Origin of the sequence: Geminisphaera colitermitum TAV2 (assembly GCF_000171235.2) — a bacterium.
Lineage (GTDB): Bacteria > Verrucomicrobiota > Verrucomicrobiia > Opitutales > Opitutaceae > Geminisphaera > Geminisphaera colitermitum.
Genome location: NZ_ABEA03000061.1, coordinates 1 through 22,467, shown reverse-complemented (window position 1 = coordinate 22,467; position 22,467 = coordinate 1). Strand labels below are relative to the sequence as shown.

Sequence of the window (22,467 nt, the reverse complement as noted above, 5' to 3'; positions counted from 1 at the left end):
GGACGAGAGAGGGGGGAGGGGAGGGGGAGGTTTTTAGTTGCCGGACTGGTGGCGAGTGGCGGGCAGCGGCACTTCCTGCACGCGGTTGCGGGAGGCGATGATGAAGAGGACACACCAGGCGGCGATCATGAGACCGAAGGCGAGGGCCACGGCGATCCAGAGGGAGCGGGCGGCGGAACGGTTGGAATTGGCGGCAGCACCGGCGGGAGGCGGGGGGGGAGGGGGGGGCGTTGTCATTGGTTTCTGCATACGCGTGAGTCGGGACGGTTGCCGGTCAAGATGCCGCGATGCGGGGCGGGCGGCAACGCATTCAATAAAAAAAACCGCAGCGGTGAGGCTGCGGTTTTTCGTTTGTGATGAATTGTGCGTTTAGCCGAGCTTGGGAACGTTGACCCACTTGCGGTCAGCCCAGGACTGGAGGCCGAGTTCGGCGAGTTGCACGCCTTTGGCGCCTTGCAGGAGGTTCCAGGGGAAGGGCTCGTCTTTGACGACGTGGCGGAGGAATTTTTCCCACTGCACCTTGAAGGCGTTGTCGTAGGCGTCGTTGGAGGGGACACGGGTCCAGCCGTCCTTGTAGTTGATGGGACTGTCGATGTCGGGATTCCAGACGCAGCGCGGCGTGGCGGCTTGGGACTGGGCTTTGCAATCGCGCAGGCCGGCGACGGCGGAGCCGTGGGTGCCGTCCACTTGGAGGGTGAGGAGGTCGTCGCGGTCAACGCGCACGCACCACGAGGAGTTGAAGTGGCAGATGGTGCCGTTTTCGAGTTCGAAGGTGGCGTAGGCGGAATCGTCGGCGGTGCATTTGTAGGGTTTGCCGGCTTCGTCCCAGCGTTGCGGGATGTGCGTGGCACCGAGGCAGGAGAGGCTCTTGATTTCGCCGAAGAGGTTTTGGATGACGTACTGCCAGTGGCAGAGCATGTCCACGATGATGCCGCCGTCGTCTTCCTTGCGGTAGTTCCAGGAGGGGCGTTGCAGTTTTTCGTATTCGCCGGTGAAGACCCAGTAGCCGAATTCGCCGCGAACGGAGAGGATTTTGCCGAAGAATCCGGTGTCGATGAGATACTTCAGTTTAACGAGACCGGGGAGCCAGAGCTTGTCTTGCACAACGCCGTTCTTGAGTCCGGCGGCGGTGACTTCCTTGAAGAGCGCGAGGGCTTCCTTGGAGGTGGTGGCGGTGGGTTTTTCGCAGTAGATGTGTTTTTTGGCGGCGATGGCCTTGCGGACGCCGGTGGGGCGCTGGCCGGTGAGGGTGGAGTCGAAGTAGATTTGGTTGGCGGGGTCGGCGAGGGCGGCGTCGAGGTTGGTCGTGATGCGTTCCTCGGGCAGTCCGGCGCGGAGGGCGAGGGCGGCGAGTTTGGAGGCGCTGCGACCGACGAGGATCGGGTCGGGCATGATGACCTCGTTGTCCGAGAGCTTTACGCCGCCTTGGTCGATGATGGCCTTGATCGAACGGAGCAAGTGCTGGTTGGTGCCCATGCGTCCGGTGACGCCGTTCATGATGATGCCGATTTTGTGCGTGGTCATAATTGGTGGATTTGTGAAGTCGTGGATGAGAAACGGGGGGTGGTGTTGGAAAAAAACTACGTGAATTAGCGTAGCGAAAACGCTGGCTTGCAGTTAGAACGCATCCGACTCAACCTAGCACTAAACCGACTCCAGCGACGGCCCTTACTGGACAGTCACCGCAGGCCCGTCTGAAACTCAAAACCCTGAACTCTTTCTCCCAACCCAATCTCAACCCAAAGGAAAAACCCATGCTCGGCTGGAGTCCCATCCTCATTCAGAAAATCGAAATCCAGGCGCTCGGCTTTGTGCTGCGCAAACTGCAACTCAACCGTCACCGCGAGGCCGAGGTGGCGGAGCACGAGCATCCGTTCACGCAACTCATTCTCTACCTGACGGGCGAGGGCGGCCAGATCGTGCGCGGGCGGCGTTACGAGGCGCGCGCGGGCGACCTGTTCGTGATCCCGCCGCATGTGCCGCACGGGTTCGCCATGGCGGGCACGAGCCGTCCGCTCAACCTCGTGCTCGATTACGATACGATCCGGCCCGGAAAACGCGTCGTTCACCGCCGTTTGCCGCAGCAGTCGCTCAACGAACTGCATGGCCTGCTCGCGCGCGTGCCCACCAAGGGCCGTCCCACGCTCTCGGATTACCCGACGATCATCGCCGTGATCGCCCGGCTGTTGGAACCCTCGCGCCACCAGCAAGTCGAGGCTCCCGCGCCCTCCGAGCCTCTGGTGGACCGTATTCGCGCCGATCTGCGCGCCGCGCCATCGCTCGGCGAGGTGGCGCGCCGGGCCGGCTACGTGCGCGACGCATTGAGCCGCAAGCTGAAACGCGAACACGGCCTGGGTCTGCGCGCCATGCGCGACCAGGAGCGTCTGCAAACCGCCCAGCAGGCATTGCGGGGCGCGGCGAGCATTGCGGATGCGGCGGCGCAGGCGGGCTTCGAGGACCCCAACTACTTCGCCCGCTGGTTTCGCAAGCAAACCGGCCAGCCGCCGAGTGTGTGGCGCAAGCGATAACCTTGTTCTGCGGGCGGCGTCCGATGTGGCGACTGCCCCCCTGCGCAGTCCCGCTAATGGCAATCGCTTCGCGATCAGAACACATGCTTCTGTCGGGAAAAACCATTTGCCCGTCCGGGTGCGGTGCTTATAGCGTCTTCCCCTTCTTGAAAACGTCCGCGCAACGGACGCATCACGACCGACCTGACCGCAACGCATATCACATTAACCATCCGCATTCACCACATCATCATGGCTATCGCAACCGGCACCAAGGCTCCTGATTTTTCCCTCAAGTCCAAGACAGCCGACGGACTCACGGACATCAAACTCTCCAACTACCTCGGCAAATCGCAGGTCGTCATCCTCTTTTTCCCGCTCGCGTTCACGGGTGTGTGCACCACCGAGATGTGCGACGTTTCGGGCGGCCTCACCGCTTACGAAGACCTCGGCGCCAAGGTGATCGCCATCAGCGTTGACAGCCCCTTCGCGCAAGAAGCCTGGGCCAAGGCCAACCGCATCGGTCTCACGCTCGCCTCCGATCTCAACAAGACCACCGCCGCCGCCTACGGCACACTTTTGGCCGATCTCAACGGCCTCGGCAGCGTCAGCGCCCGCGCCGCCTTCGTCATCGGCAAGGACGGCATCGTCAAATACGCCGAGCAGACGCCCACGCCCAAGGACCTGCCCAACTTTGCCGCCATCAAGGCCGCGCTCGCCGCCGCCTGATCCGCCCGCGGTGATTTTGCAACGGCAGGGAGGACTCTCCGGGGCCTCCCTGCCGACGCAGCAGCCAGCCATCGCCGACCTCTTTTGACCAACGACCTGTCAACCATCAGCCACGACCAACGACCCACCACATGAGCAGCCAGCCGCTACCGAATCCCTTCAACACGCTCTCCAGCTTCAGCGTCAACGGCGTCAGCCACCCCTACTACTCGCTTCCCGCGCTGAAAAAATCCGGCTTCGACAACATCAACCGCCTCCCTGTCTCGATCCGCCTCGTGCTCGAATCGCTCCTGCGCAACTGCGACGGAAAACGCGTATCCGAACAAGCCATACGCGACCTCGCCACCTGGGCCGCGAAAGCCCCGCGCACCGAGGAAATCCCCTTCGTCGTCGCCCGCATCGTGTTGCAGGACTTCACCGGCGTTCCCCTCCTCGTTGACCTCGCCGCCATGCGCTCCGCCGTGGCCCGCCTCGGCAAAAACCCCAAGATCATCGAACCCCTCGTCCCCGTTGACCTCGTCGTGGACCACTCCGTGCAAGTGGACTTCGCCGGCAGTCCCGCCGCCTTCGCGCAAAACCTCGAACTCGAATTCACCCGCAACCGCGAACGCTACCAATTCCTCAAGTGGGGCATGCAAGCCTTCGACACCTTCAAAGTCGTTCCCCCCGGCATCGGCATCGTCCACCAAGTCAACCTCGAATATCTCGCCCAAGGCGTGCTCAAGGATGCCAACAGTATCTGTTATCCCGATACACTCGTTGGCACCGACTCCCACACCACCATGATCAACGGCATCGGCATCGTAGGCTGGGGCGTGGGCGGCATCGAAGCCGAAGCCGGCATGCTCGGCCAACCCGTGTATTTCCTCACCCCCGACGTCGTCGGCGTTTACCTCACCGGCGCCCTCCGCGAAGGCGTCACCGCCACCGACCTCGCGCTCACCCTCACGCAACTCCTGCGCAAAGCAAAAGTCGTCGGCAAATTCGTTGAATTTTACGGCCCCGGCGCCGCCGCGCTCCCCGTCGTTGACCGCGCCACCATTGCCAACATGGCTCCCGAATACGGCGCCACGATGGGCTTCTTCCCCATCGACGCCGAGTGCACCAACTACCTGCGCGCCACCGGACGCGACGAGCACCACGTCGAACTCTACGAAGCCTATTACCGCGCCCAAGGACTCTGGGGCATCCCACAACAAGGCGACATCGACTACACCGTCGAACTCTCGCTCGACCTCGCCACCGTCACACCCAGCGTCGCCGGCCCCAAACGCCCGCAAGACCGCATCGAACTCCCCGCGCTCAAAGACGAATTTCACGCCGCGTTTTCCCGACCCGTTACAGAAAACGGATTCGGCAAACCCGCCGCCGACTACGCCGCCACCTCCGCCCAAATCCGCGACACCCGCCTCGGCCACGGCAGCGTCCTCATCGCCGCCATTACGAGCTGCACCAACACCTCCAACCCCAGCGTCATGCTCGCCGCCGGACTCGTTGCGAAAAAAGCCGTCGAACGCGGATTGACCGTCAACCCACTCGTCAAAACCTCCCTCGCCCCCGGCTCGCGCGTTGTCACCGACTACCTCGACAAAACCGGCCTCCAACCCTACCTCGACCAACTCGGATTCGAAACCGTTGGCTACGGCTGCACCACCTGCATTGGCAACTCCGGCCCTCTCGACCCCGCCATTGAGGACGTCGTTGTCAAAAAAGACCTCGTTGCCGCCTCCGTCCTCTCCGGCAACCGCAACTTCGAGGCCCGCGTCCACCAAAACATCAAGGCCAACTTCCTCATGTCGCCCCCGCTCGTCGTCGCCTTTGCGCTCGCCGGACGCGTGGACATCAACATGAACACCGACCCCCTCGGCACCGACAAAAACGGCCAACCCGTTTACCTGCGCGACCTCTGGCCCACGCTCCAAGACGTGCGCGACCAACTCGCCGCCGCGCTCAAACCCGACGTCTTCCGCCGCCTCTACACCGACTTCGCCGCGCAAAACCCCAAGTGGAACGAAATCCCCTCCAGCACGGGCAACGTTTACGAATGGGACCGCAACTCCACCTACATCCAGGAGCCGCCCTTCTTCGAAAACTTCTCACTCACACCCGGTATCATAAAACCCATTACAGGCGCGCGCGCCCTTGGCATTTTTGGCGACTCCGTGACGACCGACCACATTTCGCCTGCCGGTGCGATTAAGAAAAGCTCGCCCGCCGGACGTTACCTTGAGGAACACGGCGTAGCCTTTGCCGACTTCAACAGCTACGGCTCGCGCCGTGGCAACGACCGCATCATGACACGCGGCACCTTTGCCAACGTGCGTATCAAGAATCTCATGCTCGGCGGCAAAGAAGGCGGCAACACCCTCGGCCCCGACGGCAAGGAAGCCGCCATTTACGACGCCGCCCAAGCCTGGAAAAGTGGCGCGGGCGTCCCGCCCGCTGTAGGGGCGTCGCTTGCGACGCCCGCGCCAGCCGGACAGATTTACCGAACCCCAGAAAAGCAATCGCAGACCGAAACGCAGTCGCGGGCTTCGCAAGCGAAGCCCCTACAACGGAGTGGCGCGGGCGTCCCGCCCGCTTCTTCCCTTCCCAAAGCAGGCGAGACGCCTGCGCCACACTCCCCCCCCCCCCTCATCGTCATTGCCGGACAAGAATACGGCACTGGCTCCTCGCGTGACTGGGCGGCGAAAGGCACCAATCTCCTCGGCGTCAAAGTCGTCGTTGCGCAGAGCTTCGAGCGCATCCACCGCAGCAACCTTGTTGGCATGGGCGTGCTCCCGCTCCAGTTCAAGGACGGCACCACTGCGCAGACGCTCAAACTTGATGGCAGCGAAACCTACGACGTTGTCGGCCTCGACGCCACGATTCGTCCGCAGCAAGACCTCACGCTTCGCATCACGCGCAAGGACGGCACGCAGCAAAACGTCGCCGTGAGTTGCCGCATTGATACGCCCATTGAGGTCGATTATTACCAACACGGAGGCATCCTCCCCTACGTGCTCCGCCAGATCATCGCGCAGAGCTGAAAGAAATTAACCGCAGAGACATAGAGGCACAAAAGGCAACCCACGGAGCAGCGCATCCAACTTTCCAACACCTTCTCCTGGTTTGAATCTCTGTGCCTCGGTGTCTCTGTGGTTAATTCATTTTTTCCTTCATCCCCCGCAACTCCACGCTCGAAAATCGTTCGCCGACCTGAAATTTTTCTACTTTCCGGTAAGCTTCATCAACCAACCTGAAAAGACGCGTGATGTCCGAGACCGCCCAACCTGCTTTTTTTGTCGATCCCAATTCCGATCCCGTGGTGATCCGAATCGAAGGGCGCGCCTCCTTCCTCAACAGCTCCAGTCTGCATGATTTTTTTACCGAGGCGCTGCGCATGGGCAAACGCCGTTTCGTCCTCGACTTCCTGCATTGTTCCACGATGGACAGCACCTTTCTCGGCGTCCTGGCGGGGGCCGCGCTTGAGGTGCGCAAGCTTGCCCCGCCCGGCAGTCTCATCATCAGCCGTGTCGGTCCTCGCAACCTCGAACTCGTGCGCAACCTCGGCCTCCACCGCCTGCTCACACTCGACACCGGCGAAAACCTCCCTGCCGCCACCGCCGGCAGTCCGGCTGCAACCGGCGACCAGGCGCTTCCAACCGGAGCGATTTTGAACGAAGTCGAAAGCGCCCGCTACGTCCTTGCCGCCCACGAAAACCTCGTGGCCGTGGACGAAAACAACCGCACCAAATTTCAGGACGTCCTCACCTTCCTGAAAAACCGCATCAGCGAAGGGTAGGGGGGGGGGGGGGAGGGCTGGAAAATTTGAAATCTCAGATTTGAGATTCCTTCTATACGTCTCCTTCAAACCCATGCCGCCCCGCCGCTAGTCGTCCGCCGCCGTCCACCCGGCCCACACGCCAGCGCTCAAACGCCCCTCCCTCGAAATCTGCAAACGCTCCCGGCGGCACCTCCAGTTCTCCCTCCATGCGTTGCCCGTTCATCCGCCATGCGATTGACGCCCGCCCATATGGAGTTTCCAACGATGCCTCCGCATGATCCAGCCCCGCGCATGGCTGCGGACGGAATACGATGTGCCGGTAAGCGGGGGCCGACTGCCCCGGAGCGATGCCCGCCACGAAATGCACCAGCCACTCGCCAATCGCGCCAAACGCGTAGTGGTTGAATGAATTCATCCCCTCGTCGCCAAACCCCTTGTCCAAGGTAAAACTATTCCACCGCTCCCACATGGTCGTCGCCCCCTGCGCCACTGTGTAGAGCCAGGATGGATACGTTTCGTTCAACAACAACCGCATCGCCACATCGTGCCGCCCAAACCGGCTCAACACCGGGCACAACAGCGGCGTGCCGACAAAACCGGTGCTCAAGTGTCCCTCATGCCTGTCGATCAGGTTTACGAGGCGATCCACCGCGCCCGCCCGCTGGGGAGGAGGCAGCAGGTCAAACGCCAGCGCCAGCGCATAAGCCGTCTGGCATTCTCCCACCAGCCGCCCTCCTGCGGTAACAAACTCCCGGCGAAAAGCCTCCGTCACCTTGCGCCGCAACAGGGAGAACTGCTGCGCATCCTCCGTCCGGTCCAGCACCCGCGCCACACGCTCCATGATGGAGCACGTCCGGGCAAAATACGCCGTGCCCACAAAATCGCTGGGCACCGGGGCGTATTGCGGCTTGACCGCATCGAGCGCCAGCCAGTCGCCATAAACCGTCGGCGGGCGCACCCCATCGCGGCTCGTCGTCTCCTGAAACCGAATCCATGCGCACATGGCCGCATAATTTTCCTCCAGCACGGAAACATCTCCAAAACGCCGATAAATTACCCAAGGAACGATGACACCCGCGTCCGCCCACGCCGCATTGCCAAACCCGCAGATGAACGTCGGAGCCAGATCGGGAAACGCCCCGTCGGCCAGTTGTCCGTCGCGCATGTCGCGCATCCATTTGGTCAAAAACGCATCCGTATCATAAAAAAATGACGCCGTCTTTGCGAAGACCTGAATGTCGCACGACCAGCCCAGCCGTTCGTCGCGCTGCGGACAATCGCTCGGTATCTCCAGAAAATTACTCCGCAAACTCCACCGGATGTTTTCCACCAGGCGGTTCACTCGTTTGTCCGAACAACGGAAACTCCCGGTCGCCCGCATCGCGTTGTGCAAGACGATGCCCGTGATGGTTTCCAGCGGAGGAAGCGTTCCCGCAGCCAACCCCAACCCGCTGACTTCGACATAACGAAAACCGTGAAACGTGAACCGAGGTTCCCACGTTGCCGTTTCATCCCGACCAAAAACATAACAATCGGTGGCCCGCGCCGTGCGCAGGTTGGCCGTGTAGAGCGAACCGTCGGCGTTGAGCATTTCGCCGAAACGCAACACGACCTTTTGCCCTCGCCGCCCTCGCCAGTGCAGGCGAACCCAACCGGAAAAATTCTGCCCAAAATCAAAGATAAACACTCCCTCTGCCGTTTTTGTCACCGCACATGCCAACCGCTCCTCGATCCGCTGCACTGGCTCCGCCACCCGTGGATCGACCAACAATTCCTCCGGCCACGCCCGCTCATAAACCGGCGACCCTCCCTCCGATGCTCCCCCCTCCCCCCCCCGTTTGCTTGTAACTGAAAACTCCAATCGGGCATCGTAGTGCTCTCCATGATACAAATCAGCCGATACGATTGGCCCCGTTCGTCCCTCCCATGAAGCATCGCTGACCACCCGCTGCACGTTGCCGTCATCGTATTCAATTTCCAACTGCGCCAGCAAGACGGGTGCTCCGCCGTAAATCTGTCGCTTCCCATCGCACGAAAGATACCCCGCATACCATCCATCGGCCAAAAACGCGCCCAGCGTATTTTCGCCTGAGCGCAGCAGCCGAGTGACATCAAAGGCATGACACTGTGTTCGCTTCCGAAAATCGGTCCAACCGCCCGCCAGCACCACCTCGGGATGCGCGGGCTCTCCATTCAGCGAAAACTCAAAAAGCCCAAGAGCCGCTGCATACAGCCGCGCCCGCACCGGCTTCGCTTCCAAGCAAAAAGAACGGCGCAAGAACGGCGATGGCGGTGTATCCAATTTTCCATCATCGCCAAAACCGATCCATTGCGCCGACCAGTCGCTGCGCGCCAGCAAACCCACTTCAAACACGGCCTCTTCGCTCCAGTCGGTCGCCAGCGCGTCCTCCTCCTCATCCACGCAGACCCAGACGCGCACCTGCCAGCGGATACGCTGACGACTCCGCAAGCTTTCTCCCGGCCATTCCACAAAAACCGAATTGGAGTCTGTCCGCCGTCTCGTATCCAAAATTCCATTCACGCGTAACTGCCACGCCACTTGTCGCAACACACGCCGCCCGCCGATTTCAAGAGGCAGTTTCCACGACAAGCGTGGACGCGCGCAGTCCAGCCCGAGCGGATTGCCTTCGTGATGTTCCGCCCGCAATGCAAACGGCCGCGCCAGCGTAGCAAGCACGGCATCCGTGGAGGTCCGCGCCGGGACGTCTGCCATTGCGACCACCTCATTACAGACAAGACCGTTATCCGAAAGTTGGATCATAAAAGAGACTCGTAAAATAAAAGGACGAACGATCCCTGCGTGGCAGGCGTCTTGCCTGCCATTTCCAAAAGATATGTGAAATGCTTCAGCTTTAGATTATTGTTCAAATCGCAGCCATCCCATCTGCTCGGGTCGGTGAGGATGGGGCTGATAAAAATGGGGATCAGACCAGATCGTGAAGCGATCCATCGCTCTAGCTGTTCCCGTCGTCTTCGCTGTGCTTCTGTCCCATCGGGCAAAGTTTGCTCTCAGCCTATCCGGTGCTCGTCCCGACCTCATGGCGGTTGCACGAGGTTGGTTGACGAATAAATTCACTATCGGCTGCAACGCTGAAAAAGACACCGCGATCTCCACACGATAGCCCACGATCATTACACCTGTCTCGTCCCGCAGCAAGGGTGCACGCGAAACCGCCACCTGCGCCTGCGATTCGAACCGGTAATTTATCCAGTCCGCATGTTGGTAGTAATAATCAGCCATCGTTCCGATGGCGTTGATTTCAAGGCATGCGGCGAAAGCTCCACGCTGATCGTCCGCGCCGAAAAACAACTCCACACAATCATCGCGAAACGTCTGCCCATCGTGATCAGTGCATGTTGCCTTGATGTCGCTGTCTTCGCAGTCAAAAGCCAGATACAGATTTTCTCCGTCGTGCATCAGCGACACCCGTGTACGTGCCGCCGATCCTATACCCTGCGTCGGTTGCCAGAAATCGCTTAATTCCAAATGCTTTGCTTGAGCCCACGCAGGGTCACCGCCCTTGCCATCTAGCCCAATAGCAGCTGTTATGCGTGGCACAATGATTTCTGGCGATATGTTGGCAGCGCAAACGACAGAGGCTGACAACATCATGGAGAACCATAGCGTGGGCTTCATTGGTCTCGAGCTTCATCAATGCGAACCTGGACAATCGCCGAAGGTATTGACTTGGGATGATAACGCTTCTCTTCCGGCAACTGGTAAACCTGTTTGCCGTCCTCAAAAATCGTGGCTGCCTCCAGATTGCGATAGCCGGATTCACGCGGATTGATGAAAAGCAGTTTCCGGTTGTCGTCGCGGGCATAGTCAATTTGGCCTCCGTTTCCGGCCTCTTGGGGAATGCCGGAAAAACCTTCGACCTTTCCGTCTGCCGACCAGACTGCAAATGAATGCTTGGGCAATAATACGCGTCCAAATGTCGGCAAGGTCACTGTCAGCGACTCTTCCTTACGATTCATGACCACCGTTAACCCGTTTTGATAAACGACTTTGATACGTCTAAAAAACGGACGCGGATTTTGACCCGTCAACAAGATGTTTTCCAGTGTTTCCCAGCCCTTGGCAGTCTCGTAAAGGATGTCGTCAACTGGCGTCAGAAGATAATGCCGCTGCAGCATGCCGACAGTCATCGCCTCAGTGATTGCCTTGTCCCATGAAACTCGGTCTGGACCGTAATCGAGATAAGCTGCGTTGCCGTAAATCACCGTCATGGCACGGTAGTCATCCGCGCCTGGGCTGCGTGGATCACCGTAGATCGCCTTCCCCTTGGACAGCTTGTTATTGCCTGCATAGGGGGGGGCGAAGAAATACCGGTAACTCAAGCCCATGCCATGCATGGTTGTGAGGCCATGTAAGCGACGTAGTTTATAGTCGGGTGTCACCACGCGCTGAAATCCTTCAAAAATTCCATAGTCGCCCGAATCCACATACTCGCCGATCTGGAATTGCGTATTTAGAGTTTCTGACAAAAGCGGACCATTCACCAGACTCTTGATTTGTATTGCGTAATCGCGCAGCGCCTGACGAGCGCCCCGGATAGTTCCAGAATTTGGTGCGCTCGGAGTGAAATCGACACAACCAAAGCCAGTTCCGATGGAGGTTAACTGGTCGGAAAAAGTCACTGTGGTTTTGTAGTTATCTTTAATATACGTCTCCTGACGTTTGATGATGGAGATTCCCGATCGCGGTTGCGTATGCCAGGAGGTCTTGCCCTCGGCATTGATCGCGCGCTGCACGGTCTGCTTGATCGGCGATCCCTTGTCCTTGTAATACATGTAATTGGTGCGCAGTCCCGCCAGCCCCCAGGATTTCATCTGCTCCATCCATGTTCTCAACTGTTCCGGTGTGCCCGCCTTGTTCGGGTTGGGTGGCAGGTCATCCGTGATCGAAAGAGGCAGGTTGGAGTCGAAACCACCGCCTTGCCAGTTCTGCAAAATTGTGAGTCCGCCTATGTAACTCCCAACCGTTTGCTGCATCCATGCGGTGAATTCCGACCGGTCGGCATATTGCCCGTCCCACATGTCCACGTAGATCAGATTACGCATGGCCTCTCCATATGGGCTTGGTTTCTGATCCACGGGTTCGACAGCGTCCCACAGGCGTTCAGCCCAGCGCAGTACGAAACGCTCGCGCAGCGGACGGCGTTTTCCGTCAGGTCCTTTCTGATACATCAACTCCACATCAAAAAAATGTTCGGGGTGTGAAGGCGCAACTTTCTCGGTTCCTTCCTCATTGGTGCCGCTCAAACCGGGGAAAAATACGGCATCCTCGCCGGTCAGTGCTGTGGAGTTCAACGTGTAGAGGCGTTTTTGCTGGCTGGCGTTGCTGTAATCCAAATCCCAACGTCCGCGCATCCAAACACCAAGTCCCCGATGATAAAAGATATCAGGGAAACGGGAGTGCGGTTCGTGGTCTTCGGTGTAGCGGGTGGGAATGTTGAACCCGATCAGTTCCGCGCTATTCGGAAAATTCCCCGGGCTCATGCCGGCAAATGCGCCTGCCTCACCCTCAAAAATCAGTTCCAATTGCCCCGGCGTGCGCGTGACTGTGACGGAAAAGATCGGGGTCCCCGATATGTTCGGTATTTTGTAAATAAACTTCTCCGATAGACTCCCCTCTTTTTCCGATGGCTGCGATGATTTGGATACAAGTTGAATCTTGTACTCACCCGGCTTCAATATTCTCCCTCCATTTACACTGTCCGCCACCAAGGGGCCGAAATCATTCAATGGTCGAAATTCGATCGCATTGTTTTTCAAGGTGAGGAATTTGCCTGAATACGTATCTGGTCGGATATCTAGGGAAACAGAGCCAGCCAGCAATACGGCGGAAGCTACTTTGATGAGAAGAAGGGAATAGAAACGGCAAACAAGCGAAGGCATGATTGAGAAAGGCATTAAACGGGATACGGGAGAAACGACGGGATGAGAATGTGTGGCGTAGGAATGCGGTGATGGTTATGCCCCACCGCTGCTTATTAGGATTACATTTGGTATGACTGTGGGAAAACAGCTGGTTTACGGACCATTCCGCAGGTAGTTTTTTTCGTAGGCATTTTGCCCTGTGCCGCCGGGGCGTGTGAGCAAATCTGAGGATGTTTTGATGCGTTTTGCGCTACCATCGCAAAACGCCCCGTTCATTCCATCGCCATGTGCGTTATTCTGGAAAGCTGTCGTCGCTACCACCCGACCTTCGGTGAAACCGTTATATTGGTGGAAATACTCCACCAGCATGAGCATCCGGCTGGGAGCGACGATGGAACTGATCCGGATCCCCTTGTTTTTTCCCGGCAGACTGGGACCCCACAGGCTTTCCGTCCCATACGAACCATCATAGTTGATCAAGACAGGGTTAAGTGAATACGAGCGAGGTTGCGACGCGATGGTTGCGCCCAGCGTGCCAGCATCCCGGTCGATCTTATCGGACCGGCATTTGAGAATAGCGCTATAGCCAGGATTTTCTGAAGCGGTCGAAAGCGCCATCCGGTCCCAACGCGTGGCGTAAGCGTTATCGGGAAATACGCCACGATTTCCCTCGCTGTAAATGAGCAAGGAGAGGGCGAGTTGACGCATGTTGCTCAGGCAGGCCGCTGCGTTTGCTGAACTGCGAACTTTGGATACCGTTGGAATAAGAATTGCGGCAAGAATCCCAATGATGGCGATGACCGTGAGCAGTTCGATCAGAGTGAATGCACGAGAACAGTTTGGGGTAATAGCCTTCATGATTTTATTGGGTGGTGGTTGTGAGAGTCACGTTGTCGAAGAAAACAATCTGATCTTTGCCCGGCTCATTATTGACGGAGAGTCGGATTATGACAGTTGGGCCGGTTGCCGTAAACGTCACCGATTGTTCCTCCCATGCTTCTGTTTGAGCTTGTCCACTTTTGGCGGCAATTGTCTCCCCTGCGGCCATGACAGATATGGTCCACTTGGCTGACCGGGAACCAGCATTCCGGGCGCGAATCCAAACTGAGAGCGTGTAAGTTTTCCCCTCGCTTAAGCCGGTGACGCGCTGTTTCAGCACCGCCGCCACGTCGTCGGACGCCGATCTCTGCAAACCGACAAACGCTTTGCCTTCTTGTGCTGTCGCATTGGCAAACACGGGAGCCAAACCTGACGCTATCCAATAAAAGCTGGAGTTTTTCCACGTCCACCCGCGGGGGACTTTTTGAACGAAGCCAGTCTCGGGCGCACCTTCTTCAAAACCTGCGTTCTTGATTGTCTGGCCTGCAGCGAAGGTCGGGAAAAAACAGCTGCCAATAGTCAGTCCGGCAAGGGCCAGTCCTGTTTTCAGAATTTTGGATAATTGCATGGTGATCGGGAGTGGAGTAATTCGGGTTGTAATAGTGGGCGCGCGGGAGGTGACGCGGCACTTTCAGTTTTGCTGGCGACGTCGGCGAACGATAACGGCAAACAGAATCGCACCACATGCGGTCAGCAACGCTACCGTGGCTGGTTCCGGAACCTGGACGAGGCTGACGGTGACATTGTCGAACATGCATGTGCGGTCCCCCGTTCCGTTATTGGTAAATGCCAGTCTCAGAACTGGAATCTCGCTGGTGGCTATGAAAGTAAACGAATATTCGGTCCACGTTCCGTTTATCGGGTTGCCGGACAGCGTTCCAAGGACACCGGAAGAGTCGCGTACAGAAACGGTCCATGTGCCATTTTGGGAATCTGTGCTTCGAGCCCGGGTCCAAAAAGAAACCGAGTAGGATTCACCTTCGGTAAGATTGGTGATGTTTTGTTTGAGGACACCTTGCACGGAGTTGGCGGCTGAGCGCTGGATTCCAGCATAGGCGTTGCCATCTTGCGCATTGAAGCTGGCAACTGGTGTGGAGACGGTGCCGTTAACCCAAAAGAAGGAGGTGTTTTCGACACCCCAACTTGTAGGTGCATTGGTGTTCCACGTCGCAGGCGCATTTGTTTCGAAACTGCCATTAAGGATAAACTGAGCGTTGGCGACGGAGACAAAGGCACACAAACCGATCAAGGCGGCAGTCTGCGTAACCAAGAAACGAAACGGACTATGTGTTTTCATGGATTTCGGGTGATATTAGGTTCAGGGCTGGTGAGGTTATTAGAGAAAAGAACCCTTGTGCTGTTTACCCAAACAAGGCGATATCGGTGTTACGTTACTCGTAAGCCGATGGATCAATAAGTTCCTGCAAGCCATGAACAAAGCGCCAACTCCTAAAACCATCGCCGACCGGGCAAAGGTCTCGCGCATGACCGTCAGCCGGGCGCTGCGCAACCACCCGAGCCTGCCTCGCAAGACCTGCGAGCGTATCCAGAAAATAGCGACAGAGCTTGGCTGCCGGGCCAATCCGCTTGTCTCTGCTCTCATGGCGCAGCTTCGCAATGGACGCCCGCCTCTCCTTGGGACGCCTCCGGCAGGCATGTCGAATCCCACATCATCATAAATACACAAAATAAACAATAGTGTTGATTAGGCGTATTCTTGATTCAGTTTTTCCGCATGTGGTCCGAGCGCCAAGCCATTGAAATTTTCCACTTGATCTTCATCGCCCACTTGGGACGTCGGGTGGACAAAAGCCTGTTTGCGATCAAGGGAGGGTGCAATTTGCGTTTTTACCTGCGCAGCATCCGCTATTCGGAGGACATTGATTTTGACATCCGCACGATGGCCACGGGCACTTTGCGCAACAATGTCGATGCCATACTGGGGTCTTCCGCATTCGGACAATCGCTCAAGGTGAAACAAATCGAGGTCGAACACATCACCGCCGCCAAACAAACGGATACCACTCAACGCTGGAAAATCGGCCTCCGACTGCGAGGTTCCAGCCCACTCCCCACCAAAATTGAATTTTCCCGACGCAAGGGACTCGATGAGGATCACCTGCTGGAGCCTGTGGACGCCGAATTGACGCACGCCTACGCGCTTTATCCGGTCTTGGCCCAGCATTACTCGAAGGAAGCGGCCTTCCGGCAAAAAATTGTCGCATTGAGCAGGCGAAGCGAAACACAGGCGCGCGACATCTTCGACCTGAAGCTGCTTCTCGATGCCGGAGCCGGCCGGCAGCGGCTCCCCAAGGGGGCGGCCGACGAAGTCCCTGATGCGATCAACAACGCGATGACCATCGGTTTCGATGAGTTTTCCGGACAGGTCAGGGCGTATCTTGTGCCCGAATACCAAGACTACTACGGAGGCAGGGAGCGGTGGAACGCGTTGCAGGACGAAGTGGTCGAAGCTCTGGAGGCATGCGTCCGATGAACCAGATGGAGGCATTGCAAAGAATCCGGGCGCTCGGCGTGGCAGGCTTCGCTACGCGGGACGTCGCCGCATTGCTGAAAGTAAGCCCGGCCAACGCCTCCGTGATTCTATCCCGGCTGGCCCGGGGAGGCTTCGTGCAGCGGCTGGCCCGGGGGCATTGGACTCAGGGAAGCCCGGGCGGTCGCGAGGTGGCGGCGGAGCAACTGGCGGCGCCTTTTCCCGCCTATGTGTCTTTGCAGTCGGCGCTCTTCCGGCACGGGTTGATCGAGCAGATACCGGCGGTGCTTTATGTCGCCACCCTCGGGCGGGCTCGCCGGGTCTCCACGCCGCTGGGCGCGATCTCCTTCCACCGTCTGCCGGCGGAGTTGTTTGGCGGCTTCGAAACGACGCCTGACGGCGCGAAGATGGCGACGGCGGAAAAGGCGCTGTTTGACCTGCTTTACCTCGCACCCACCCGTTCGCGCCTGTTTGCCACCCTTCCAGAAGTCGAATTTCCCCGGACCTTTCGTTGGCACGAGGCCGAGGCCTGGACGGCTAGAATCGCAGGGAAAAGTCGGCGTATTTTCGTGGAGCAAAAGCTGGCCGTCTGTCGTTTCGGGAAAAAAGCGGAGGCGCGGAGACAGTCAAAATGAACAAACTGCCCACTCTCCAAACCATCGCCGACCGGGCCAAAGTCTCCAAGATGACCGTCAGCCGGGCGCTGCGCAATCATCCCAGCCTGCCGCGGAAAACCTGCGAGCGTATCCAGAAAATAGCGGCTAGGCTCGGCTACCGGGCCAATCCGCTTGTCTCTGCACTCATGGCGCAGCTTCGCAATGGACGCCCGCTCAAGTCGCACCCGACGCTCGCTTACCTTACCACCAACACCGACCTCTCGGAACTCGAACCGGGCAGAACCCACGCCGCCGATATTTACCACGGAGCAATCGAACGCGCGACCGCGCTGGGCTACAAGATCGAGCATTTTTCGCTTGTCAGCACCGACGCCTCGGGCGCCCGCATGACGGGCGAACGCATGCGCGCCATCCTCCGCGCGCGCGGCATCCCGGGCGCGATCCTCGCGCCGCTGGCCGATCCTTTTCCGCACACCGACATCGACTTCGATTGGGAGCATTTTGCGTGTTCGGCGATCGGATACACGTTGCGCAATCACAACCTCCATCGCGCCGACAACGACCATTTTTACGCAGCGGCGCTGGCGGCGGACCGCTTGCGCGAACGGGGTTACAAGCGCATCGGACTCGCCATCCGGCATGAGGACAACCAGCGCACGCAGCGCAAGCGGGTGGGCGGTTATCTGGCGGCGCAGTCGGAATGGCCGAAGGCGGACCGCATCCCGCCGTTTCTCTGGCATTACCGCTTGCCGGATACGGGCATGCCGGAGGGGTTCGATACGTGGTTCGCTCGCCACCGCCCCGATGCGATTCTCGTGTTGCAGCACATCGTGGGTTGGTGGCTGGCTGATCTCGGCTTTCGGGTGCCGGAGGATGTTGCCCTGGCCAGCCTGAACATCCAGAGGGATCAGGCCACATTTAGCGGCATCAATCTGAACAATGCGCTGCTGGGCGCAGCGGCGGTCGAGTTGGTCATTGAGCAAATCCACCACAACGAACATGGCATCCCCGCCCGCGCCAAAACGGTGCTGGTGACCGGCGATTGGGTGGACGGAACAACGACCTGAAATCGCTGGGAGGCGTGGCGCGTTGGTGGCTGATTTAGGTGGCCTGTATTTTAGGAGGGCGGGTCTCCCGACCTATACGCGCTAACATCTTTTCAATCGCCACGCATTTCTTGAGATTATTTCAGCAGAAAACAGCGATTTTTAGATTTAAAAGGCTGGTTTGAATCAAAAAATGAAGAAAAAAACGAAACATGTTAGCGCGTATAGGTCTCCCGACCCGCCAGACGTGGCGAAGCCACGCTTTCCGGATGGGCGGCGTTTCACGCCGTCGGGCGGGGATTGGCAACAAAAACCCGCCCTCCAAGGTGCAACTTTCGCGTCAGTAAACGAAGGTCGATTCGTCTTTGATGACGGGTTCCTCAAGGAAGGAACTCATGAATTCGAGACGGGCACGGCCCGAGCCGGCTTTCACGCCTTGGGCCTCGATCTTGAGCTTGGTGGTGCCGTTGGGGTTGAGCACGACGTCGGGGAAGGTTACGACCTGCCCCTGAATCGTTCCCTGAGCGTCGCCGCCGGTCGTGATCGGTCGCAGATGGTCGCTGAGCGTCACCTTGATCTGGCCGTTGACGGGTTTGTAAACGCCCTGGTTGAGAATCTGGATGTTGTAGATCGTGGTCTCGCCGACGCGGACGGGGTCAACGGTATCCACCATCTCGGTACGGACGCCGGGCGCTCCTTCCCAGTCGGTCGGGGCTTGGGCTTGGACAGCCAGTCGTTTGCCGGTGGGCGAGGTGGCGCTGGCCGTGGCCACGTTGATCGTCTGGCCGGGTTGCGTGTTGGTGAGCTGGACACCGACAGTCTGGCTCTGGCCGGGGGCGAGCGTGGGGATCGTCCAGGTGAGGCGGTTGCCCGATACAGCGGGTTGCGGATTGGCGGAGGTGGGCGTGGTGCCGCGCGGGAGTTCGTCCGTCACCACAACGTTGGTGAGCGATGTGCTGCCGGCGTTTTTGACCACGATCTGATAGCCGGCATTTTTGAAGATGTAGGAGTTGCGGGTGCCGGCCTTGGTAATTTCGAGGCGCGACTGCACGACGTTGACGGGGGCCTTGGCCTGAATGGGCTGGCCGCCTTCAAAGGTGGCGGTGGCGGTGTTGACGTGCGTGCCGGTCTTGTCGGCGCGGGCGTTGACGGTGACTTCGCGCGTCTCGCCGGGGGGCAGGTCACCGAGGGTGGCGCTGAGGGGACTGGTGGCGGTGAGGCCGGCGGGCAGAGTGTCGTTGACTACGACGTTGCGGGCGGGGGCGGTGCCGGCGTTGCGGACTTGCACGCGGAAGGGCACGACGTCGCCGAGTTCGGCGCTGGCGGGGCCGGTCTTGGCGATTTCAAGGCGCGGGGTGCCGGCGTAGAGCGGCATCGCAGCCACCGGACTCACGCAGGCCGTGGTGGTGGTCATGTAGTGGCCTTCGCGTTCGGGGCGCACGGTGATGACGAAGTCGTGGACATCGCCTTTGGCCGAGTGGGGCCAGTTCCAGGAAAGGTTGTTGCCGTTGACGCGCGCCGAGGGGTCGGAGGCAACGTAGGTGAGGCCGGGCGGCAGGTGTTCGGTGAGGCTGATGTTGGTCACGGCTTCGACGGCGGTGAAGCGGACAACGTAGCGATAGAGGCCGCCGACTTGCGTGGAGGAGATGAGACGTTTTTGGACGGTGTAGAGATTGGAGGTGAAGTCGGGCCCGAGTTGGATCGCGGGCAAGGGTTGCGGCGCGGGTGCCGGGGGGGGGGGGGGGGGAGTTGCAACTGGTGCCGGGGCCGGAGCCGGGGCGGGTTGTGCGACGGCGGTGCTGCGCGTGGCTTTGGGGGCCGGGGCCTGTTTGGCGGGAGCTTGCTTGGCGGGACGCCAGACGTCGGCCGATAACTGGAGGGTTGTCGCGGCGAAGAGCGCAACCACGCCGGTCATGACAAGACGGAGCAGGCGCGCGGAGGTTGTGACTGAGCGGATGGATGATGTCGGTTTCATAGTGTAAAGCGGAAGGAGGAGCCGAGGTGTCGTGGCTGATGCAGGAACAGAGATTTTTATCACTGATACAGCGTGCAATGGGTGGCGCGAGGCGAGAATGATGCAAGTTGTTTGTCCTATTTTAAAGAAACCCTTGCCCGCCGCTGCTCATGCGTTGGAGTTGCCCGTTTTTCGTTTTCTCCACGTTCTGCTTACACCGTCTAATGTCCACCGAATCGCTCTCAGCCTCCGTCACCGAAAGCATCCCCGCCCAGTCTGCCGCCCCGGCATCCATCCAGCTCAACGGCGAACACGTCCTGCGCATCACGCAGGAACTCGGCATCCGCGTGCAACAAGTCGCCGCCACCGCGCAACTCCTCAAGGATGGCGCGACCGTCCCCTTCATCGCCCGCTACCGCAAGGAAGCCACCGGCGAACTCGACGAAGTGCAGATCACCGCCATCCGCGACCGCCTCGAACAACTCGCCGCCCTCGACGACCGCCGCGCCGCCATTCTTGCTTCGCTCAAGGAACGCAACCTCCTCACCCCCGAACTCGCCGCCGCCATCGCCGCCGCCGAGACCCTCAACAAACTCGAAGACATCTACCTCCCCTTCCGTCCCAAAAAACGCACCCGAGCCACCATCGCCCGCGAAAAAGGTCTCGAACCCCTCGCCGAACTCATCTGGGCGCAAACCGCCACCGCCGACGAACTCGCCGCCGACGCCGATGCGTATTCGGGACACGAATACACTCCCGACGACGGCAAGGTCCCCCCCCCCCCCCCCGTCAAAATCAAGGACGCCGCCGAAGCCCTCGCCGGCGCGCGCGACATCCTTGCCGAACGCATCTCCGACGACGCTGCCGCCCGCGAAAAACTCCGCGCCCTCTATCGCTCCACCGCCGTCGTCAGCAGCAAAGTCCTCAGCGGCAAGGAAGCCGAGGCCGCCAAATTCAAAGACTACTTTGACTGGACCGAGCCCCTCGCCAAATGCCCCTCGCACCGCCTCCTCGCCATGCGACGCGGCGAAAAGGAACTCTTCCTCATGATGCGCATCACCGTCGATGAACTCTCCGCCATCGCCGAACTCGACCGCCTTTATGTGAAAGCTGAAACGCTGAAACAGGAAACCACCGCACCCGTTTCCTGCACCGCCCAGATGCGCCTCACGATCGCCGACGCCTACAAACGCCTCCTCGCCCCCGCGATGGAAACCGAGTTCCGCCTCGACTCGAAAAAGGCCGCCGACGCCACCGCCATCAAAGTCTTTGCCGACAACCTCCGCGAACTCCTCCTCGCCTCGCCCCTCGGCCAGAAAAACACCATCGCCATCGACCCCGGCTTTCGCACCGGCTGCAAAACCGTCATCCTCGACCGACAGGGCAAACTCCTCCACAACGACGTCATTTACCCTGACCGCCACGCCGTTGAAGCCCGCGAAAAAATCCTCGGCTTCGTCGCCCAATTCAAGACCGAGGCCATCGCCATCGGCAACGGCACCGGCTCCCGCGAGACCGAAGCCTTCGTGCGCGCCCTTGGCCTCCCTGCCTCCATCCCCATCGTGTCCGTCAACGAATCCGGCGCGTCCATTTACTCCGCCAGCGAAGTTGCCCGCGAAGAATTTCCCAACCACGACATCACCGTGCGCGGCGCCGTCTCCATCGGACGCCGCCTCATGGACCCGCTCGCCGAACTCGTGAAGCTCGACCCCAAATCCATCGGCGTCGGTCAATACCAGCACGACGTTGATCAAAACGCCCTCAAACGCTCCCTCGACGACTGCGTCATCAGTTGCGTCAACAACGTCGGCGTCGAACTCAACACCGCCTCCAAGCACCTCCTCAGCTACGTCTCCGGCCTCAACACCAGCACCGCTGCCGCCATCGTTGCCCGCCGCGACGAAAAAGGCCCCTTCACCTCCCGCGCTGAACTCCTCACCGTCCCGCGCCTCGGCCCCAAAGCCTTCGTGCAAGCCGCCGGCTTCCTGCGCATCCGCGACGCGAAAGAAAATCCCCTCGACGCCTCCGGCGTGCATCCGGAGAGCTATCCCGTCGTCGAAAAAATGGCCGCCGATCTTGGCGTCTCTGTCGCCGACCTCATCCGCGACGAAAAACTCCGCCGCAAAATCAATCTCGACGCCTACGTCACCGACAGCGTTGGCCTCCCCACGCTCAACGACATCATGAAGGAACTCGCCAAACCCGGCCGCGACCCGCGTGCCAAGTTTGAGACCTTCGCCTTTGACGACAGCGTGCACAAACCCGAGGACTTGAAGCCCGGCATGAAACTCCCCGGCATCGTGACCAACGTCACTGCCTTTGGCGCATTCGTCGATGTTGGCGTCCATCAAGACGGCCTCGTCCACGTCAGCCAACTCTCCGACACCTTTGTCAAAGACGCCTCCGAAGTGGTGAAACCCGGCCAGAAAGTCCGCGCCACTGTCATCGAAGTCGATCTCGCGCGCAACCGCATCGCTCTCAGCCTGCGCACCAACCCGCAGATCGGCTCGCGCACGCCTGCTGCCGCGGGTGGCGGCGGCGGCAATTTCGGCAACCGTTCTGGACGCGGCTCCC

18 protein-coding genes are annotated in these 22,467 nt (G+C 59.5%); 9 read left to right on the top strand and 9 right to left on the bottom strand.

Features of this window, described 5'->3' with window-relative positions; translation table 11 throughout:
- Positions 1 to 33: 33 nt before the first annotated feature.
- Both OBACDRAFT_RS07110 and OBACDRAFT_RS30610 read right to left on the bottom strand, forming a co-directional pair.
- Positions 34 to 237, bottom strand: coding sequence for a hypothetical protein (locus OBACDRAFT_RS07110; RefSeq protein ID WP_052361398.1), 204 nt, complete (start codon positions 235 to 237; stop codon positions 34 to 36).
- A gap of 132 nt (positions 238 to 369) precedes the next feature.
- Positions 370 to 1,524, bottom strand: a complete 1,155-nt coding sequence (locus tag OBACDRAFT_RS30610; protein WP_043584151.1) for a Gfo/Idh/MocA family protein — start codon at positions 1,522 to 1,524, stop codon at positions 370 to 372.
- A 230-nt stretch (positions 1,525 to 1,754) separates the two neighbouring features.
- On the opposite strand from OBACDRAFT_RS30610, the gene OBACDRAFT_RS07100 reads away from it, so the two are divergent.
- From OBACDRAFT_RS07100 to OBACDRAFT_RS07085, 4 genes are all read left to right on the top strand, one after another.
- On the top strand, positions 1,755 to 2,528 hold the full coding sequence (locus OBACDRAFT_RS07100) for a helix-turn-helix domain-containing protein (RefSeq protein ID WP_043584149.1): 774 nt from the start codon (positions 1,755 to 1,757) through the stop codon (positions 2,526 to 2,528).
- Positions 2,529 to 2,759: 231 nt separating this feature from the next.
- Complete coding sequence (locus tag OBACDRAFT_RS07095; protein ID WP_043584148.1) at positions 2,760 to 3,236, top strand: redoxin domain-containing protein; 477 nt, start codon at positions 2,760 to 2,762, stop codon at positions 3,234 to 3,236.
- Positions 3,237 to 3,367: 131 nt separating this feature from the next.
- Entirely contained in the window at positions 3,368 to 6,265 is a 2,898-nt protein-coding gene (gene acnA / locus OBACDRAFT_RS07090) for an aconitate hydratase AcnA (RefSeq protein WP_043584146.1), read from the top strand.
- A 224-nt stretch (positions 6,266 to 6,489) separates the two neighbouring features.
- Complete coding sequence (locus OBACDRAFT_RS07085) at positions 6,490 to 7,020, top strand: STAS domain-containing protein (protein WP_043584143.1); 531 nt, start codon at positions 6,490 to 6,492, stop codon at positions 7,018 to 7,020.
- A gap of 52 nt (positions 7,021 to 7,072) precedes the next feature.
- On the opposite strand, the gene OBACDRAFT_RS07080 is transcribed toward OBACDRAFT_RS07085, so the two are convergent.
- The 6 genes from OBACDRAFT_RS07080 to OBACDRAFT_RS07055 form a co-directional block, all read right to left on the bottom strand.
- On the bottom strand, positions 7,073 to 9,736 hold the full coding sequence (locus tag OBACDRAFT_RS07080; protein WP_052361397.1) for an alpha-L-rhamnosidase: 2,664 nt from the start codon (positions 9,734 to 9,736) through the stop codon (positions 7,073 to 7,075).
- Between the two features lie 144 nt (positions 9,737 to 9,880).
- On the bottom strand, positions 9,881 to 10,660 hold the full coding sequence (locus tag OBACDRAFT_RS07075; protein ID WP_081721868.1) for a carbohydrate-binding family 9-like protein: 780 nt from the start codon (positions 10,658 to 10,660) through the stop codon (positions 9,881 to 9,883).
- Complete coding sequence (locus tag OBACDRAFT_RS07070; protein ID WP_157836947.1) at positions 10,657 to 12,924, bottom strand: hypothetical protein; 2,268 nt, start codon at positions 12,922 to 12,924, stop codon at positions 10,657 to 10,659. Before OBACDRAFT_RS07070 ends, OBACDRAFT_RS07075 begins: the two co-directional genes overlap by 4 nt.
- Before the next feature lie 135 nt (positions 12,925 to 13,059).
- Positions 13,060 to 13,764: a type II secretion system protein gene (locus OBACDRAFT_RS07065; protein WP_043584141.1), complete on the bottom strand. Its 705-nt coding sequence runs from the start codon at positions 13,762 to 13,764 to the stop codon at positions 13,060 to 13,062.
- A gap of 4 nt (positions 13,765 to 13,768) precedes the next feature.
- Positions 13,769 to 14,353, bottom strand: a complete 585-nt coding sequence (locus OBACDRAFT_RS07060) for a carbohydrate binding domain-containing protein (RefSeq protein ID WP_052361394.1) — start codon at positions 14,351 to 14,353, stop codon at positions 13,769 to 13,771.
- 63 nt (positions 14,354 to 14,416) lie between these two features.
- Complete coding sequence (locus OBACDRAFT_RS07055) at positions 14,417 to 15,082, bottom strand: carbohydrate binding domain-containing protein (RefSeq protein ID WP_043584139.1); 666 nt, start codon at positions 15,080 to 15,082, stop codon at positions 14,417 to 14,419.
- A 133-nt stretch (positions 15,083 to 15,215) separates the two neighbouring features.
- Here OBACDRAFT_RS07055 and OBACDRAFT_RS26320 point away from each other — a divergent pair, with 133 nt between their 5' ends.
- The 4 genes from OBACDRAFT_RS26320 to OBACDRAFT_RS07040 are packed head-to-tail and all read left to right on the top strand — an operon-like array spanning position 15,216 to position 17,960.
- On the top strand, positions 15,216 to 15,464 hold the full coding sequence (locus tag OBACDRAFT_RS26320) for a helix-turn-helix domain-containing protein (protein WP_081721867.1): 249 nt from the start codon (positions 15,216 to 15,218) through the stop codon (positions 15,462 to 15,464).
- A 56-nt stretch (positions 15,465 to 15,520) separates the two neighbouring features.
- Positions 15,521 to 16,279, top strand: a complete 759-nt coding sequence (locus tag OBACDRAFT_RS07050; RefSeq protein WP_043584137.1) for a nucleotidyl transferase AbiEii/AbiGii toxin family protein — start codon at positions 15,521 to 15,523, stop codon at positions 16,277 to 16,279.
- On the top strand, positions 16,276 to 16,911 hold the full coding sequence (locus tag OBACDRAFT_RS07045; RefSeq protein WP_043584135.1) for a type IV toxin-antitoxin system AbiEi family antitoxin domain-containing protein: 636 nt from the start codon (positions 16,276 to 16,278) through the stop codon (positions 16,909 to 16,911). The genes OBACDRAFT_RS07050 and OBACDRAFT_RS07045 overlap by 4 nt, the downstream gene beginning before the upstream one ends.
- Positions 16,908 to 17,960 (top strand): substrate-binding domain-containing protein, encoded by a 1,053-nt coding sequence (locus tag OBACDRAFT_RS07040; protein WP_052361392.1) that lies wholly within the window; start codon positions 16,908 to 16,910, stop codon positions 17,958 to 17,960. Before OBACDRAFT_RS07045 ends, OBACDRAFT_RS07040 begins: the two co-directional genes overlap by 4 nt.
- Before the next feature lie 319 nt (positions 17,961 to 18,279).
- On the opposite strand, the gene OBACDRAFT_RS07035 is transcribed toward OBACDRAFT_RS07040, so the two are convergent.
- A complete protein-coding gene (locus tag OBACDRAFT_RS07035; RefSeq protein ID WP_232766769.1) occupies positions 18,280 to 19,914 on the bottom strand; it encodes a DUF7507 domain-containing protein in 1,635 nt (544 codons plus the stop codon).
- Positions 19,915 to 20,117: 203 nt separating this feature from the next.
- Between OBACDRAFT_RS07035 and OBACDRAFT_RS07030 the strand changes: the two genes are divergently transcribed.
- Positions 20,118 to 22,467, top strand: a 2,350-nt coding sequence (locus tag OBACDRAFT_RS07030) for a Tex family protein (protein ID WP_043584133.1), incomplete at its 3' end; no start/stop codon positions are given.

Bases quoted from the DNA above. Each gene is read 5' to 3' on its own strand.
- OBACDRAFT_RS07080 (WP_052361397.1), bottom strand. From the start codon at position 9,736: ATGGCAGACGTCCCGGCGCGGACCTCCACGGATGCCGTGCTTGCTACG.
- acnA (WP_043584146.1), top strand. From the start codon at position 3,368: ATGAGCAGCCAGCCGCTACCGAATCCCTTCAACACGCTCTCCAGCTTC.
- OBACDRAFT_RS07060 (WP_052361394.1), bottom strand. From the start codon at position 14,353: ATGCAATTATCCAAAATTCTGAAAACAGGACTGGCCCTTGCCGGACTG.
- OBACDRAFT_RS26320 (WP_081721867.1), top strand. From the start codon at position 15,216: ATGAACAAAGCGCCAACTCCTAAAACCATCGCCGACCGGGCAAAGGTC.
- OBACDRAFT_RS07100 (WP_043584149.1), top strand. From the start codon at position 1,755: ATGCTCGGCTGGAGTCCCATCCTCATTCAGAAAATCGAAATCCAGGCG.
- OBACDRAFT_RS07045 (WP_043584135.1), top strand. From the start codon at position 16,276: ATGAACCAGATGGAGGCATTGCAAAGAATCCGGGCGCTCGGCGTGGCA.
- OBACDRAFT_RS07050 (WP_043584137.1), top strand. From the start codon at position 15,521: ATGTGGTCCGAGCGCCAAGCCATTGAAATTTTCCACTTGATCTTCATC.
- OBACDRAFT_RS07095 (WP_043584148.1), top strand. From the start codon at position 2,760: ATGGCTATCGCAACCGGCACCAAGGCTCCTGATTTTTCCCTCAAGTCC.
- OBACDRAFT_RS07075 (WP_081721868.1), bottom strand. From the start codon at position 10,660: ATGAAGCCCACGCTATGGTTCTCCATGATGTTGTCAGCCTCTGTCGTT.
- OBACDRAFT_RS07035 (WP_232766769.1), bottom strand. From the start codon at position 19,914: ATGAAACCGACATCATCCATCCGCTCAGTCACAACCTCCGCGCGCCTG.
- OBACDRAFT_RS07055 (WP_043584139.1), bottom strand. From the start codon at position 15,082: ATGAAAACACATAGTCCGTTTCGTTTCTTGGTTACGCAGACTGCCGCC.
- OBACDRAFT_RS30610 (WP_043584151.1), bottom strand. From the start codon at position 1,524: ATGACCACGCACAAAATCGGCATCATCATGAACGGCGTCACCGGACGC.
- OBACDRAFT_RS07065 (WP_043584141.1), bottom strand. From the start codon at position 13,764: ATGAAGGCTATTACCCCAAACTGTTCTCGTGCATTCACTCTGATCGAA.
- OBACDRAFT_RS07070 (WP_157836947.1), bottom strand. From the start codon at position 12,924: ATGCCTTCGCTTGTTTGCCGTTTCTATTCCCTTCTTCTCATCAAAGTA.
- OBACDRAFT_RS07085 (WP_043584143.1), top strand. From the start codon at position 6,490: ATGTCCGAGACCGCCCAACCTGCTTTTTTTGTCGATCCCAATTCCGAT.
- OBACDRAFT_RS07110 (WP_052361398.1), bottom strand. From the start codon at position 237: ATGACAACGCCCCCCCCTCCCCCCCCGCCTCCCGCCGGTGCTGCCGCC.
- OBACDRAFT_RS07040 (WP_052361392.1), top strand. From the start codon at position 16,908: ATGAACAAACTGCCCACTCTCCAAACCATCGCCGACCGGGCCAAAGTC.